General features: G+C 66.9%; 12 protein-coding genes. 3 read left to right on the top strand and 9 right to left on the bottom strand.

Going from position 1 to position 15,507, the window contains the following annotated elements; all coding sequences use genetic code 11:
• The first annotated feature begins 135 nt into the window (after nt 1–135).
• A complete protein-coding gene (locus MRBLMD1_RS11130) occupies nt 136–531 on the top strand; it encodes an RNA polymerase-binding protein RbpA (RefSeq protein ID WP_364399482.1) in 396 nt (131 codons plus the stop codon).
• On the opposite strand, the gene pgl is transcribed toward MRBLMD1_RS11130, so the two are convergent.
• From pgl to tkt, 6 genes are read right to left on the bottom strand one after another with little or no spacing between them, the layout of a single operon-like run.
• Nucleotides 484–1,302, bottom strand: coding sequence for a 6-phosphogluconolactonase (gene pgl / locus MRBLMD1_RS11125; RefSeq protein WP_307490148.1), 819 nt, complete (start codon nt 1,300–1,302; stop codon nt 484–486). The two genes, MRBLMD1_RS11130 and pgl, sit on opposite strands and share 48 nt — an antisense overlap.
• On the bottom strand, nt 1,292–2,233 hold the full coding sequence (locus tag MRBLMD1_RS11120) for a glucose-6-phosphate dehydrogenase assembly protein OpcA (protein ID WP_159632055.1): 942 nt from the start codon (nt 2,231–2,233) through the stop codon (nt 1,292–1,294). Before MRBLMD1_RS11120 ends, pgl begins: the two co-directional genes overlap by 11 nt.
• Nucleotides 2,230–3,789: a glucose-6-phosphate dehydrogenase gene (zwf, locus tag MRBLMD1_RS11115; protein WP_159632054.1), complete on the bottom strand. Its 1,560-nt coding sequence runs from the start codon at nt 3,787–3,789 to the stop codon at nt 2,230–2,232. The genes MRBLMD1_RS11120 and zwf overlap by 4 nt, the downstream gene beginning before the upstream one ends.
• 15 nt (nt 3,790–3,804) lie before the next feature.
• Nucleotides 3,805–5,436 (bottom strand): glucose-6-phosphate isomerase, encoded by a 1,632-nt coding sequence (locus MRBLMD1_RS11110; RefSeq protein ID WP_364399478.1) that lies wholly within the window; start codon nt 5,434–5,436, stop codon nt 3,805–3,807.
• A gap of 5 nt (nt 5,437–5,441) precedes the next feature.
• Nucleotides 5,442–6,557, bottom strand: coding sequence for a transaldolase (tal, locus tag MRBLMD1_RS11105; protein ID WP_364399476.1), 1,116 nt, complete (start codon nt 6,555–6,557; stop codon nt 5,442–5,444).
• Between the two features lie 26 nt (nt 6,558–6,583).
• Nucleotides 6,584–8,701: a transketolase gene (gene tkt / locus MRBLMD1_RS11100; RefSeq protein ID WP_364399474.1), complete on the bottom strand. Its 2,118-nt coding sequence runs from the start codon at nt 8,699–8,701 to the stop codon at nt 6,584–6,586.
• A 520-nt stretch (nt 8,702–9,221) separates the two neighbouring features.
• Here tkt and MRBLMD1_RS11095 point away from each other — a divergent pair.
• On the top strand, nt 9,222–10,181 hold the full coding sequence (locus tag MRBLMD1_RS11095) for a heme o synthase (protein ID WP_159632050.1): 960 nt from the start codon (nt 9,222–9,224) through the stop codon (nt 10,179–10,181).
• A gap of 173 nt (nt 10,182–10,354) precedes the next feature.
• Nucleotides 10,355–12,625 (top strand): bifunctional SulP family inorganic anion transporter/carbonic anhydrase, encoded by a 2,271-nt coding sequence (locus MRBLMD1_RS11090; RefSeq protein WP_364399472.1) that lies wholly within the window; start codon nt 10,355–10,357, stop codon nt 12,623–12,625.
• 72 nt (nt 12,626–12,697) lie between these two features.
• Here MRBLMD1_RS11090 and MRBLMD1_RS11085 read toward each other — a convergent pair whose 3' ends face one another.
• From MRBLMD1_RS11085 to MRBLMD1_RS11075, 3 genes are read right to left on the bottom strand one after another with little or no spacing between them, the layout of a single operon-like run.
• Entirely contained in the window at nt 12,698–13,642 is a 945-nt protein-coding gene (locus MRBLMD1_RS11085) for a COX15/CtaA family protein (protein ID WP_224026045.1), read from the bottom strand.
• Nucleotides 13,643–13,649: 7 nt separating this feature from the next.
• Complete coding sequence (locus MRBLMD1_RS11080) at nt 13,650–14,417, bottom strand: ABC transporter permease (RefSeq protein ID WP_275180084.1); 768 nt, start codon at nt 14,415–14,417, stop codon at nt 13,650–13,652.
• A complete protein-coding gene (locus MRBLMD1_RS11075; RefSeq protein ID WP_224026047.1) occupies nt 14,414–15,382 on the bottom strand; it encodes an ABC transporter ATP-binding protein in 969 nt (322 codons plus the stop codon). The genes MRBLMD1_RS11080 and MRBLMD1_RS11075 overlap by 4 nt, the downstream gene beginning before the upstream one ends.
• Nucleotides 15,383–15,507: the final 125 nt, after the last annotated feature.

The raw sequence follows: 15,507 nt of genomic DNA, 5'->3' as shown, positions 1-15,507 counted from the left end.
GTCCGCTGGATAGGGTCCTGCGGCACTCCCGCCGCCCCGCCCTGGCATCTAAACTGTGGCTGTCGGTTTACCCGGCAGCCACAGTTTTTGTTTAAGCTGCAGGGCTCCGGCGTCCGCTTCGAGGCAGGAGTTTCCATGGTCCATCCAGCATCAGGCTTCCGAGGCACCCGTGCCGGTGTTGTCGCAGGCTCCGGATCGAGCCTGCAGAACAATGACTCGTCCTCCCGGCCCCTCCCGCGCATCCGGGTGTCCTACTGGTGCGCGAAGGGCCATGAGACCCAGCCGGTGTTCCTGAAAATGCCTGACGACCAGATTCCGCAGACGTGGGACTGCCGGCGGTGCGGCGCGACCGCTTCCCGGGACGGCCAGGCGGCGGCGCCGGATGACCCGTTCGACGACGGCTACAAGAGCCACCTGGAATACGTTAAAGAACGGCGCTCCGGCCAGGACGCCGAGGACGTCCTGGCCGGAGCACTGGAAAAGCTACGCGCCCGCGGCGTCCTTCCGGACCAGCTGCTCGGGGACACGTGACGCTGCGTTCTCGTCGATAAGCCACAGGGTCCGGGATGTTCCCCGGGGGCCCGACGCAGGCACCTGCACCGGGTTTGCCCCGGCCAGGGCGAGTCCGACGGCTCCGGCCTTGTCCTCGCCTGCCACAACCATCCAGACCTCCGCCGCCGTATTGATGGCCGGCAGGGTCAGGGAAATCCGCAGCGGTGGCGGCTTGGGGGAGTTCCGCACGCCAACCACTGTGCGCTCCTTCTCGCGGACTCCGGCCTGCTCCGGGAACAGCGAAGCAATGTGGGCGTCAGGACCAACCCCCAGCAGCACCACGTCCAGGCGGGGGAGTGCGGACGGTTCCTCGGGCCTGTCGTCGGACATGTCCGCCGCGTGCTCGGCTGCCGCGGCATCCCGCAACTGGCGTGCATAGTCCTCAGCCGCTTCTTCGGGTGTGCCGAACTCATCGGCAGAACCCGGAGAGTGGATCCGTTCCGGGTCCACCGGAATGTGGGACAGCAGCGCGTCAAACGCCTGCTTGGTATTCCGGTCCGGATCTGCAGCACCGACGAAGCGTTCGTCACCCCACCAGAAGTTGACCTTGGACCAGTCGACGGCGGGCGCCGCCGGGGAGTCCGCAACAGCCTTCAGCGTGCCGATCCCGACGGTTCCCCCGGTGAGCACCACCGTGGCTTCGCCGTACTTGTCCTGGACATCAACGAGCTTGGTGATCAGGCGTGCCGCTATGGCGGCCATGAGGACGGACGAATCAGGATGGATGCTTACTCGTGGGTCAACGCTCACTGGGTCGGACGCTCCTTAGATTGGTACGTGGCAGTCCAATAGTAATCACTTCGCCAAATACTTCGTCGGGGTCCAGGCGGCGCAGTTCTTCGGCGAGGCAGTCGCGGAGGCTGCGGCGCGGGAGGGAGATCCGCTGGGCGGGCTGGCCCGGCTGGGTGAGCTCGGCGATGGACAGTCCGGGCCGGAAGAGTTGGACGTCCCCGCCTGGGCGGGTCAGCCGCACGCGGCGGATGCCGGTCCCGGCGGGGTCCGCGACGATGGTCACCGGGGCGTCCAGGGTCAGGGTCAGCCAGGCTGCGAGCAGGATGGTGGAGGGGGAGTCCGAGGCACCTTCGACCGCTACCGCCGTCACGGGCGAGGAGTCCACCTCGTCCAGGGCGGCCGCGAGCTGGATGCGCCAGTTGGTCAGGCGCGTCCAGGCGAGGTCGGTGTCGCCTGCTTTGTAGGTCCGGTGGATGCGTTCCAGGGCGGCTTGGGGGTCGGGTTCGTTCGCGGAGTCGGTGATCCTGCGGTGGGCGATCGCCCCGATGGACGTTTCGCAGGCGTTCTCGGGGGCGCCGTGCGGCCACCAGGCCACGATCGGCGCGTCCGGGAGCAGCAGCGCGGCGACCAGGGACTCACTTTCGCGGGCGAGTTGGCCGTAGCCGCGCAGCACGATGACCTCGGAGGCTCCGGCGTCCCCGCCGACCCGGATCTGGGCGTCGAGCCGGTCCTCGTTGTCCTTCCCGGCGTCGGCCAGCACGATGATCCGGCAGGGGTGTTCCCGGGAGGCGTCGTTGGCGGCCTCAATCGCTTCTTCCTCGAGCCCGGACTTGGTCACGACCACGAGGGTCAGGACCCGGCCCAGGGCGATCACGCCGCCCTGCTCGCGCAGGGCCATGAGTTTCTTGGACACCTTCGAGGTGGTGGTGTCCGGCAGGTTAACGATCATGGCCTTCTCCAGGTTCGTCCGTCGCGGGCCAGCAGCTCGTCAGCAGAGGCCGGGCCCCAGGAGCCGGGGGCGTAGGGTTCGGGCTGTTCGGACAGTGATGCCCAGTATTCCTCGAACGGGTCAAGGATCTTCCAGGAGAGCTCCACTTCCTCATGACGGGGGAACAGCGGCGGCTCACCCAGCAGCACGTCCAGGATCAAACGCTCGTAGGCTTCCGGGGAGGACTCCGTGAACGAGTGCCCGTAGCCGAAGTCCATGGTCACATCCCGGACTTCCATCTGCGTGCCGGGGACCTTGGACCCGAACCGGATGGTCACACCTTCGTCGGGCTGGACACGGATCACCACGGCGTTCTGGCCGAAGTCGTCCTCGCCGTGGTCCCGGAAGAGCAGGTTCGGGGCGCGCTTGAACACCACCGCGATTTCCGTCACCCGCCGCCCCAGTCGCTTGCCCGCACGCAGGTAGAACGGCACCCCGGACCAGCGGCGGGTGTGGATGTCCACGCGCACCGCAGCGTAGGTTTCCGTGGTGGAATCGGCGGGGATGCCTTCTTCCTCCAGGTAGCCCAGGACCTGCTCGCCGCCCTGCCAGCCGCCGGTGAACTGCCCCCGCGCCGAATGCGTCGACAAATCCTCCGGGAGCTTCACCGCTGCCAGGACCTTTTCCTTCTCCGCCCGCAGGTCATCGGCGTTGAACGAGATGGGTTCCTCCATCGCGGTGAGCGCGAGCAGCTGCAGTAGGTGGTTCTGGATCACGTCGCGGGCGGCACCGACACCGTCGTAATACCCCGCCCGGCCACCGGTCCCGATGTCCTCGGCCATGGTGATCTGGACGTGGTCCACGTAGTTCGCGTTCCACAGGGGCTCGAACAGCTGGTTCGCAAAGCGCAGCGCCAGGATGTTCTGCACCGTTTCCTTGCCCAGGTAGTGGTCAATCCGGAACACCGCGTCCGGCGGGAACACCGACTCCACAATGTCATTGAGCTGCCGGGCCGATTCCAGGTCATGACCGAACGGCTTCTCGATGACCACGCGGCGCCACTTGTCCCCGTCGGCCTGCGCCAGGCCGTGCTTGGAGAGCTGACGGCAGACCTGCTCAAACGCTTTCGGCGGGATCGACAGGTAGAACGCGTGGTTGCCCCGGGTGCCCCGGACGTCGTCGAGTTCCTTGATCGTCTCGCCCAGACGCTCAAACGCCGCGTCGTCGTCGAACTCGCCCTGCACAAACCTGATGCCCTCAGAGAGCTGGTTCCACACAGCCTCATCAAACGGCGTGCGGGCATGGGCCTGCACCGAGGCCTTCACCTCGGCGGCGAAATCCTCCTTGTCCCACTCCCGGCGGGCGAAGCCCACCAACGCGAAGCTCGGCGGCAACAACCCACGGTTGGCCAGGTCATACACCGCCGGCATCAGCTTCTTCCGGGCAAGATCCCCCGTGACCCCAAAAAGGACCAACGACGACGGACCGGCGATCCGGTTCAAACGGCGGTCACGCGGATCACGCAACGGATTACGCCCGCGGCCCGCGCCCTTCCTGCCGTATTCAGTTTCTGGCATGGTTACTTTTGCGCCTTAGCTTTCGGTTGCGGATGCGCGGGTGGACAGTGCAGCGACGACGTCCTGCAGCTGGGCCACGCCGGCGGCACGGTCGGTGAGGTGGAGGCGCAGCACGGGACGGCCATGCTCACCCAGGACCTGGGCGTCGCCTGCAGCCTGGGCAGCGATCAGCTCACCAAAGGTGAACGGCCGGTCCGGGATACCTAGGTCCTCCGCGGGGGCGGCAGTGACTTGGAGGAACACGCCGATGGCAGGGCCGCCCTTGTGGAACTGGCCGGTGGAGTGCAGGAAGCGCGGGCCCCAACCGAACGTCACGGGACGGCCGGTGGCAGCAGCCAGTTCGTCACGGATACCTTCGAGCCCGGCGAAGGCCAACCGGTCGAAGTACGCCTGGACGCTCAGGTAGCTGTCGGCGGACAAGGTGCCCAGCAGGGCCTTGACGGCACCCTCTGCGGTAGCGGCCTCGCCAAGCCAGTCGCCGCCGCGCACCTCGATGGCGCCGTCAACGAATGCCGCCGGCGTAGGCTCCGGCTGGGCGTCCAGCAGTCCGCGTGCCGCTACCTTGGCGGCCTCGACGTCGGGCTGGTCGAAGGGGTTGATCCCCAGCAGGCGGCCGGCGACGGCGGTGGCGAACTCCCACACCATCATTTGGGTGGCAAGGCCGCCGGCGATGGCCACCTGGTTGTCGCCGAGTTCGATGTCGGCATCCGCGGCCACAAGCCGCACCACCAGCACGTCAGCCGCGCCGGAAGTGACCTCCGGGGACTGCGGGCCTGCGACGACCGGCAGGATGCCCGTGCCCAGCTTGCCGGTGGATTCGGCGATGAGCTGTTCAGCCCAGTCAGCAAATCCAACAATGCCGGAGCCGTCCTCGGCGATGACAATCTTGTTCCGCAGCGGGTTGGTCCCGCCCAGTGCCGTACCCAGGGCGAGCCCGATGTTTTCAGGTGCATCATCGTTGAGGATTTCGGCAGCTTCTTCTGCCTCGTCCAGGAACGCCTGGATGTCCACCCCGGCCAGGCCGGAGGGTACAAGGCCGAACGCGGTCAGGGCCGAGTAGCGGCCTCCGACGTTGGGATCGGCATTGAAGACAGCCCGGTAGCCGGCTTCGCGTGAGGCCTTGTCCAGCGGTGAGCCGGGGTCGGTCACGATGATGATCCGGCTCTTGGCGTCCAAGCCCGCCTCGGTGAAGGCCTGCTCGAAGATCCGCCGCTGGGAATCCGTTTCCAGGGTGGAACCGGACTTGGATGAGACCACGATGGCGGTGGCGGCCAGCCGGTCTGCGAGGGCAGCACGGACCTGGTCCGGGTCCGTGCTGTCCAGCACTGTCAGCTCGACGCCGGCCGTGCCGGCGATGACCTCGGGAGCCAGCGATGATCCGCCCATGCCGCAAAGTACGATCCGGCTGACGCCTTCGGCGCGCAGGGCGTCACGGAGTTCCAGGATGTCCTTGACCAGGGGCTGTGAAACGGTGGCGGCTTCCACCCAGCCCAAGCGGACTGCGGACTCGGATTCGGCGTCCGGACCCCACAACGTGTGGTCTTTGGCGAAGATCCGGGTGGCGATCCGGTCCTCGACGAGGGCGGGAAGGTGCTGTTCAAGCGCCTGCTGGGCAGCGCCGGTGGCGTCGTAGCTGAGAGTGCTCATAGGTGTTAGGAAGCCTTTCGTGCAGAGGCGAGGGCGCCTTCGACGTCGGCCAGCAGTTCCTTCCAGCTGGCCACGAACTTGTCCAGGCCTTCGGTTTCAAGGAGCGCGACGACCTCGTTGTAGGAGACGCCGAGCTTTTCCAGGGCGTCGAGGGTTGCGTTCGCCTCATCATAGGTGCCGGTGACGGTGTCACCGGTGACCACGCCGTGGTCGAAGGTGGCGTCCAGGGTCTTTTCCGGCATGGTGTTCACGACGCCGGGGGCCACGAGTTCGGTGACGTACAGGGTGTCCGGGTACGCGGGGTCCTTCACGCCGGTGGAGGCCCACAGGGGGCGCTGGGGGAGTGCGCCGGCGTCGGCCAGCAGGGCCCAGCGTTCGGTGGCAAAGAGCTCCTCGTAGACCTGGTAGGCAAGGCGGGCGTTGGCCACGCCGGCCTTGCCCTTGAGGGCCTTGGCCTCATCGGTGCCGATCTTGTCGAGGCGCTTGTCGATCTCGGTGTCCACGCGGGAAACGAAGAAGGACGCAACGGAGTGGATCTTCGACAGGTCGTGGCCGTTTTCCTTGGCCCGCTCCAGGCCGGACTGGAAGGCGTTGATGACGGCGCGGTAGCGCTCCAGGGAGAAGATCAGGGTCACGTTGACGCTGATGCCCTCGGCCAGGGTTGCCGTGATGGCTTCGAGGCCTTCGAGCGTGGCCGGGATCTTGATGTGGACGTTGTCCTTGTTGACGCGCTGGTAGAGGTGCTTAGCCTCGGCGATGGTTCCTGCGGTGTCCCAGGCAAGGCGCGGGTCGACCTCGATGGAGACCCGGCCGTCGACGCCCCTCGTGGCGGCAGCGACCGGGGCGAACAGGTCGCAGGCATCGGCGACGTCGGTGGTGGTGATCTCGAAGATCGTGTCCTCCACGCTGGCGCCTTCTGCTGCCTTGCCGGCGATGATGTGGTCGTAGTCGGTACCGGAGGTGATGGCGGCGTGGAAGATGGACGGGTTGGTGGTCACACCAACCACGTTCTTTTCTTCGATGAGCTTGCGGAGGGTGCCGGTTTCCAGGCGTCCGCGGGAAAGGTCATCGAGCCAGATGGAGACACCGGCGTCGGAAAGCTGCTGGGTGGGAGTAGTCATTGTTATATCTCCTAAAAGTTTAGGTTTCAGGCCTGGAGGCTGGAGAGGGAGTCCTTGGCGGCGGCGGCGACAGCTTCTGCCGTGATGCCGAACTCCTGGAAGAGGCGCTTGTAGTCAGCGGAAGCGCCGTAGTGTTCGAGGCTGACGGACCGTCCGGCGTCGCCGACGAATTCGCGCCAGCCCAGGGCCAGTCCGGCCTCGACCGAGACGCGGGCCTTGACGGCGGCCGGCAGCACGGATTCGCGGTAGGCGGCGTCCTGCTTCTTGAACCACTCAACGCAGGGCATGGACACCACGCGGGCGGCGATGCCGTCGGCCTGGAGGGCTTCGCGGGCCTGGACGGCCAGCTGGACCTCGGAGCCGGTGGCAATCAGGATCACATCAGCCGGAACGGTGGCGCCGTCCTTCGATGCCTCGGCCAGCACGTAGCCGCCCTTCGCCACGCCTGCCGTGGACGCGAAAGTGTCGCCGTCGGCGTCGCCCGTACCGCGTTCCCACGTGGGAATGTTCTGGCGGGTCAGCACGATGCCTGCCGGGTTGGAGTGGTTCTCCAGCATGGTCTTCCAGGCTGCCGCCACTTCGTTCGCGTCACCGGGGCGGACCACGTCCAGGCCCACGATGGCGCGCAGCGATGCGAGCTGTTCCACGGGCTGGTGGGTGGGGCCGTCCTCACCCAGGCCGATGGAGTCGTGCGTCCAGACGTACAGGGACGGGACACCCATCAGGGCGCCGAGGCGGATGGCAGGACGCTGGTAGTCGCTGAAGATCAGGAAGGTTCCGGAGAACGCACGGGTGTTGCCCGCCAGGCTGATGCCGTTCACGATCGACGCTGCGGCGTGCTCGCGGATACCAAAGTGCAGTACCCGGCCATACGGGTTGCCGGACCAGGCACCGGTCTGCTTGGAGGCAGGCACGAAGGACGGGGAACCCTCGATGGTGGTGTTGTTGGACTCTGCCAGGTCGGCGGAGCCGCCCCACAACTCGGGCAGGACCGGGCCGAGGGCGTTCAGGACCTTGCCGGAGGCTGCCCGGGTGGAGACATCCTTGCCGGCCGGGAAGACCGGAAGCGCGGCGTCGACGTCGGCAGGGAGTTCCTGCGCCTCGATGCGCTGGAGGAGGGCGGCGCCCTCCGGGTTGGCTTCACGCCAGGCGTTGAAGGATTCTTCCCAGGCCTTGTGTTCTGCGGCGCCGCGTTCCACCACTGCGCGGGCGTGGTCCAGGACTTCCTGGTCCACCTCGAAGGACTTGGCGGGGTCGAAGCCCAGCACCTCCTTCAGTGCGGCCACCTCTTCGGCGCCAAGGGCGGAACCGTGGATCTTGCCGGTGTTCTGCTTCTTGGGGGCCGGGTAGCCGATGATGGTGCGCAGCGAGATGATGGACGGCTTGGAGGTTTCGGCCTTGGCGGCGAGCAGGGCGCTGTAGAGCTCCTGGACGTCTTCCTTGTATTCGCCGGTCCGGGTCCAGTCCACGCGCTGGGTGTGCCAGCCGTAGGCCTCGTAACGCTTCAGGACATCCTCGGTGAACGCGATGTCGGTGTCGTCTTCGATGGAGATGTGGTTCTCGTCGTAGATCACCACGAGGTTGCCCAGTTCCTGGTGGCCCGCCAGTGAGGACGCCTCGGACGTGACACCTTCCTGGAGGTCGCCGTCGGAGGCGATGACCCAGATGGTGTGGTCAAACGGCGACTCGCCGGCGGGAGCATCGGCGTCGAACAGGCCACGCTGCCGGCGCTGGGAGTAGGCGAATCCCACCGAGGACGCCAGGCCCTGGCCCAGCGGGCCCGTGGTGATCTCCACGCCGGCGGTGTGCTTGTACTCGGGGTGGCCGGGAGTCAGCGAGCCCCAGGTGCGCAGGGCCTCAAGGTCCTTGAGTTCCAGGCCATAGCCGGAAAGGAAAAGCTGGATGTAGAGCGTCAGGGACGTGTGGCCGGGGGACAGGATGAACCGGTCACGGCCAAGCCACTGCGGATCGCGCGGGTCATGGCGCATCAGCTTCTGGAAGAGAAGGTATGCGGCGGGGGCCAGGCTCATGGCAGTGCCGGGGTGGCCGTTGCCCACCTTCTCCACCGCGTCCGCGGCGAGGACACGGATGGTGTCCACGGCGCGCTGGTCCAAGCTGGTCCATGACAGTTCTTGCTCTTCCAAATGTGGCACGAAAACCGGGCCCCTCTCTGTGCTGATGGCGGCGGTACACCGGATCCGTCCAAGGGCGCGCTGTTTGGCGCCCGCTGCGGTGTGTACCAGCCGTTCACCATCGAAACGTTGATCCTTGCATTCAGTCACGGACAGCAAGCGGGAATGCGTTTTCCACCGCTTTCTTGCTGCGTGCTGATCTGGTGACAGCTTAGCTCTTATCCATACTGCGGGCGGCGCAAATCTCACGTTTTGGACGCAATTTCCCCTTTTGTGAATGACCTTCACGGAGGGTTGAGTTAATCTGCTCGAATGGGCCTGCGAGCGATCAATTGCGCATAGTGCGGGGCGGGGGCAGGGCCGTTGGCGCGGTATGATAATCGGAGGCCAACGCCGGGCGCGCATCCCTATCGCCGCCCGGGGTGTCCCGGCTGTTGCACGCACGTGAAGCGTTTCCTTCCTTAAGTGCCGTGCCCGGGTCCGGGCCGCACGACCGGAGCTGCCTGCCAGCCTCAACTGCCACACAGAACGGGTGACTGCCACCGTGAGCACAACAGATACGCCGCTGAACGCATCCCGGGCCTCCGGCATCGGGTTTGCCCGTAAGGCCAAGGCGTATCTCGCCCTCACCAAGCCGCGCGTGATCGAGCTGCTTCTGGTGAGCACCCTGCCCACCATGATCTACGCCGAGCGGGGCTTCCCGTCCATCGGGCTGATCCTTGCCACACTGGTGGGCGGCGCCTTTGCTGCCGGCAGCGCCGGAGCCTTCAACTGCTACATCGACCGGGACATCGACAAGCTGATGCACCGGACGGAGAACAGGCCGCTGGTTACCGGCGAAGTCACCCCGCGGGAAGCCCTGGTCTTTTCCTGGCTGCTGGGAGCAGCCGCCATCGTGATCCTGTGGTTCGGCGCCAATCCGCTCTCTGCCTGGCTGGGCCTGGGTGCCATCTTCTTCTACGTGGTCATCTACACCATGATCCTCAAGCGCCGCACGGCGCAGAACATCGTATGGGGCGGTGCCGCAGGCTGCTTCCCGGTGCTGATCGCGTGGGCTGCCGTGACCAACTCGGTGGAGTGGCCCGCCGTCATCCTGTTCATGGTGATCTTCCTTTGGACGCCGCCGCACTACTGGCCCCTGTCCATGCGCTATGGCGAGGACTACCGGAACGCCAACGTCCCCATGCTTGGAGCCATCGCCGGGGCCAAGGTCGTCTCTGTCCAGGTGGTGCTGTACGCCTGGGCCATGGTGGCCTCCTCCTTGCTGATGATCCCGGCCGGCGGGGCGGGCTGGGTGTACACGGTGACGGCCGTCGTCGCGGGCGCCTGGTTCCTCTATGAGTCCCATGCGCTGTACTCCCGCGCCCACCGCGAGGATATTTCCGACAAGCGCGCCATGAAGGTGTTCCACGGTTCCATCAGCTACCTGACGCTGCTGTTTATCGCCCTCGCGGTGGACCCCTTCGTTGGAAGTGCTGTCATGCCCGGCTAGCCACTGCGGCCTGGCACCACGGCGGCTCCTGCTCAGGCAGGAGCCGCCGTTGTGCTTTAATCGTCGACAGGACAAATGTGACAAGTTTGTCATATCTATCACATTAACTGTCATTGCCGGTGACCGGATGCTTACGGTGGAGCGGACCCTTCCCGCGACCAAAGGAAATCCCCATGGAAGCCCGTCCCGCTGCCGTCTCCGCCCCCAGCCACAGCCCGCCCGGAGGAGGCGGCGGAGGCCGCCGCCGGTTCCTGTCCCGCCCTCCCTTCTTCGCCCACCTTGGCGCCGACGTGCCGGCATCGCTGGTGGTGTTCCTGGTGGCACTCCCGCTCTCGCTGGGGATTGCAGCGGCCTCCGGGGCGCCCATCATGGCGGGACTTATCGCCGCCACCATCGGGGGGATCGTGGCCGGAAGCCTCGGCGGCTCACCCCTCCAGGTGAGTGGACCGGCGGCCGGACTGACCGTCGTCGTGGCTGGCCTCGTCCAGGAATTCGGCTGGCAGGTGACCTGCGCCATCACCGCGGCCGCCGGCGTCGTCCAGCTTTTGCTGGGTTTCAGCCGGGTGGGAAGGGCCGCCCTGGCGGTGTCGCCGGTAGTGGTCAAGGCCATGCTCGCCGGCATCGGCGTCACCATCATCCTGCAACAACTGCACGTGATTCTCGGGTCCCGGCCCGCCGGATCCGCCCTGGAGAACCTCGCCGGACTCCCGGCGGCCATTACCAACCTCGAGCTGCACGCGGCCCTGCTGGGGCTGGCCGTCGTGGCGATCCTGCTGTGCTGGAAGTTCCTGCCCGCCGCTGTCCGGCGGATTCCCGGGCCCTTGGCCGCCGTCGCGGCAGGAACCGCACTGTCCGTGGCTTTTGCGCCCGGCGTTGAACGCATATCCCTGGACGGGTCCATCGTCGACGCCATCGCCCTGCCGCAGCTCCCTGACGGAAACTGGCGCGCCTTCGCGTTCGCCGTCATGACCATGGCGCTGATCGCCAGTATCGAGTCCCTTCTGTCCGCTGTGGCCGTGGACAAGATGCAAACCGGTCCGCGGACAAACCTCAACCGGGAGCTTATTGGGCAGGGTACGGCAAACATCCTCTCCGGGTCGCTGGGCGGCCTACCGGTGACGGGTGTGATCGTGCGCAGCGCCACCAATGTGGAAGCGGGCGCGGCCACGCGCACGTCCGCGGTGCTGCATGGGGTGTGGATCCTTGCGTTCTCGGCCCTCTTCTCCGGTCTGATCCAGCTGATTCCGTTGGCTGTCCTGGCCGGCCTGCTGGTGGTGATCGGTGCCCGCCTGATCAAAGTGGCGGACATCCGCACCAGCCTGCGGACCGGGGATCTCCCGATCTATGCGGTGACCCTGGTCTGCGTGGTGTTCCTGAACCTGCTTGAGGGCGTCATGATCGGCCTTGCGCTTGCCGCCGCCAACGTCCTCTGGCGTGTCCTGCGGGCCCAGATCCATGCCCACCCGCCGGCCGCCCCGTCGTCGCCCTGGCGCGTGACGATCGCCGGTTCGTGCAGCTTCTTCGCGCTGCCAAAGCTCAACCCCGTTCTCCAGGTTGTACCGGCCGGCAGGAACGTGGTGGTGGAGCTGAACGCGGACTACGTCGACCACTCTTTCCGTGAAGCCCTGCTCGCCTGGCAGCTGCAGCACCAGGCCACCGGTGGAACCGTGCGCCTTGAGGAACACGGCAACACCGTTTTCCAGGATGCCGGTCACCAGGCACCCAGGCGCGAGGAAGCCACCGAACTGCCGCTCCCGCCGCGGAAGGAACCCCTGCTGGTGGGGGTCAACAAGTACCACCGCCGGTTTGCCCACCAGGTCCGTCCGCTGGTCCATGACCTGACGGAAGGCCAGAACCCTGACAGCCTGTTCGTGGCCTGCGTCGATTCCCGCGTCAACCCGAACCTGATCACCAGCAGCGGCCCCGGAGATCTGCTCACGCTGCGGAACATCGGCAACGTGGTGTGCAGCCACGGGCGGGACGCCTCGATTGATTCGGCCCTGTCCTTTGCCGTCAACGGCCTGCGGGTGCAGTCCCTGGTCATTTGCGGGCACTCCAACTGCGGTGCCATGAACGCGCTCCTTGCGGAAGCCGACAGCGGAGACAACAGTTCCCTGGGCCCGGCGTTCACCCAGTGGCTGGACCACGCCCGGCCCAGCTATGCGGCACTGCTGGCTGGGCACCCGGTGGGCAAGCAGGCCGCCGCAGCGGGCTACGGGACCGTTGACCAGCTCTCGATGGTCAACGTGGCCGTGCAGCTGGCAAAGCTCCAGGACCATCCGGTGGCCGGCCCCGCACTGGCCGATGGGACGGTCCAGGCCACGGGACTTTTCTATGACATTGCCACGGCCCGGGTCCTTCAGGTTTCCGCCGACGGCATCGAGAACCTGGATCCTGCCTTCGGCGCTGGCTGCCGGGGCAGCGTCGCCGCAGCCGGCCGCTAGCCAGCGGACTTAAAAGGGAGGCGCCCCGGTCCTGACGTGGACCGGGGCGCCTGGCGCCAGATGCGCTGGAGGCTATTTCACCTTGCTGGACCGCGCGATGTCCCAGGCATTGGTCGAGGCTGCCATGAGCAGCGCCGCGCCGAGCATGTGCGCTGCCACCAGCAACGCCGGAATGCCGTTGTAGTACTGCGTGAACCCGATGATGGCCTGCAGCACGGTAACGCCCAGGAGCATCAGGACTGCCGTCCGGAACGGTCCCGAAATGCGGCGGCGAATGACCAGCACCAAGGCCACCACGGTGCCGGCGGTGACCAGGTATGCCGGCACTGCGTGGATGTGGGAGAACAGGTCCCAGTCCAGGTCGTTGCGGGGAGCGTCGGCGTCACCTGCGTGGGGACCTGCACCCGTGACCACCACACCGAGCATCACGGCCACGGCGGAGAAGAGTGCGACGGCGGCCGTCACCGGACGCAGCACGGCCGGCAGTTCCGCGGGGCGGCCTGCGGGGAAGCGGCCGGTCCGGCCGAAGGCGCGGTTCACCAGCAGGGTGGAGAACACCACCAGGGCCATCGACACCAGGAAGTGCAGGCCCACCACCCACGGGTTGAGGTTGGTGAGCACGGTAACGCCGCCGATGACGGCCTGTGCGGGGATGCTGGCGAGCAGTCCGAGGGCCAGCAGGAAGAGGTCCTTGCGTTCCTTCCGCAGGTTCCACAAGTAGACCAGCATGAGCGCGGCCACAGCGGCCAGCGCGAAGGTCAGGAGCCGGTTGCCGAACTCGATGAAGCCGTGGATGCCCATCTCGGGAGTGTTCACGATCGAGTCCGAGGTGCAGCGGGGCCAGGTGGGGCAGCCAAGGCCTGAGGCCGTGAGGCGGACAGCGCCGCCCGTGACCACCAGAAGCGTCTGGCCGATCAGGGATGCGACGGCGAGGCGGCGGATGCGGACGTCCACCGTGCGGGGGAGCCGCGACGCCAGGCGGCCGGCAAGCTGGGGAAGGCGTGAAGCCGTGGTCACGATTATCTCAATTCCACTTGAACCAACGGATGGCTGCGGCTCCGGCAATGACTGTCCAGAGCAGCAGGATCAGGGCGGCGCCGCCGTTCACGGCCCCGCCCAGGAAAGCGGCGCGCATCGATTCACCGAGGGCGCCGGAAGGCAGGAAATGGACGACGGCCTGCGCCGCGGCGGGCAGCCGTTCGGCCGGGATGACGATCCCGCCCATGGCACCGAGGAGGATCCACAGCAGGTTAGTGATCGCCAGCGTCGCTTCCGGCCGGACGGTTCCGGCCACCAGCAGCCCCAGGGCAGTGAAAGCCGCTGCGCCCAGTGCCAGCAGCGCAAGCCCGGGGAGCCAGCCGGCCGCCGTCGGCTGCCACCCCAGCGCCAGGGCAACAAGGCCCACCACCACCACCTGGAGGCAGAGGACGGCCAGCACCGAGAGAACCTTGCCGGCGATCAGGCCGCCGCGCCCAAGGGGCGTCGTGGACAGGAACCGGAGTACCCCGTAGCGGCGGTCGAAGCCGGTGGCGATGCCCTGGCCGGTGAAAGCCGTGGACATGGCGCACAGGGCCAGGATGCCCGGAACGGCCACGTTAATACGGCTGGAGCCCATTCCGTCGAGGAAGGGCGTCACCGTCAGGCCGACCAGTGCCAGCAGGGGCAGCACCACGGCCAGGATCAGCTGTTCGCCGTTGCGCAGCATGGTCAGTGCCTCGTATTTGCCCTGCAGGAGGACGCGGCGCAGCAGGGACGCGGGCTGCTGCGTCTCCCGGATCGCTGCGGTACTCATCGGATGTCCTTTCCCGAGATATCCAAAAAGACGTCTTCAAGGCTACGCGCCTGGAGGCTCATCGACGCCGGCATGATGTCCTTTGCTTCCCACCACTGGGCAAGCGCAGAGAGGTGGCGGGGCGTGAGGGCGCCGGTGACGGCGTAGCTGCCCGCGCGGGTTTCGGAGACGTCGACGCCGTCCGGCAGCACGGCAGCCAGGTCCAGCCCGGCGGGTGCTTCGAACACTAGGGTCCGGACGTGCTCGCCGGCATGGTCCGCCACGGGGCTGCGCTGCAGCAGCTCATGGACGGTTCCTTCGGCGACGTTGCGGCCGCCGTCGATGATGTACACATAGTCCGCAAGGCGCTGGGCGTCGTCCATGAGGTGGGTGGTGAGGATGATTCCCATGCCGCCGTCGCGCAGTTCGGCAATCAGGTCGAACACCAGCTGGCGGGACTGCGGGTCCAGGCCGGCGCTGGGCTCGTCCAGGAACAGGACTTCGGGCCTGCCGATCAGGGCTGCCGCGAGTGCCAGGCGCTGCTTCTGGCCGCCGGACAGCCGGCGGACGCTGGTGCGGCTGAAAGTATCGATGCCGAGCCGGCCCACCAGGTCCTGCAACGGCCAGGGGCGGGCGTACAGCCCGGCGATATGCCGCAACAGTGGCAGTGGCCTGGCCGACGGCGGAAGCCCGCCGTCCTGCAGCATCACACCGACGCGGGAGCGCAGGTCGGCGCCTGCCGTGGCGGGGTCCTGGCCCAGCAGCGAGATGCTGCCGCCGCTGCGCTTCTGGAGGCCCTGGGCGCACTCAAGGGTCGTCGTCTTTCCGGCGCCGTTCGCGCCCAGCAGGGCGGTGACCTGCCCGCGCTCCGCGGTGAGGGAGACGCCGCTGACAACCCTGAGCATCTTTCCGTCCAGGCTGGAAAGGGGGCCTACGTCCTTGATGAGCCCATGGATGGACAGGACGGGGGACTGGGGGGATCGCACCACAGTATTCTACGGGATGTAGTATATGGAGCCGTCCGTCAGGAAGGTCCCCTATCCTTGGAGTTTTGCGTGCAGCCGGCCAAGGTCAGCCTGCCCTTACTGGAGCACGGGACTAAATTACGACA

The sequence above is a fragment of the Pseudarthrobacter sp. LMD1-1-1.1 genome (assembly GCF_040676255.1).
In the GTDB taxonomy this organism is placed as follows: domain Bacteria; phylum Actinomycetota; class Actinomycetes; order Actinomycetales; family Micrococcaceae; genus Arthrobacter.
The sequence above is the reverse complement of the archived record's forward strand: the minus strand, read 5'-3'. Positions and strand labels throughout refer to the sequence as shown.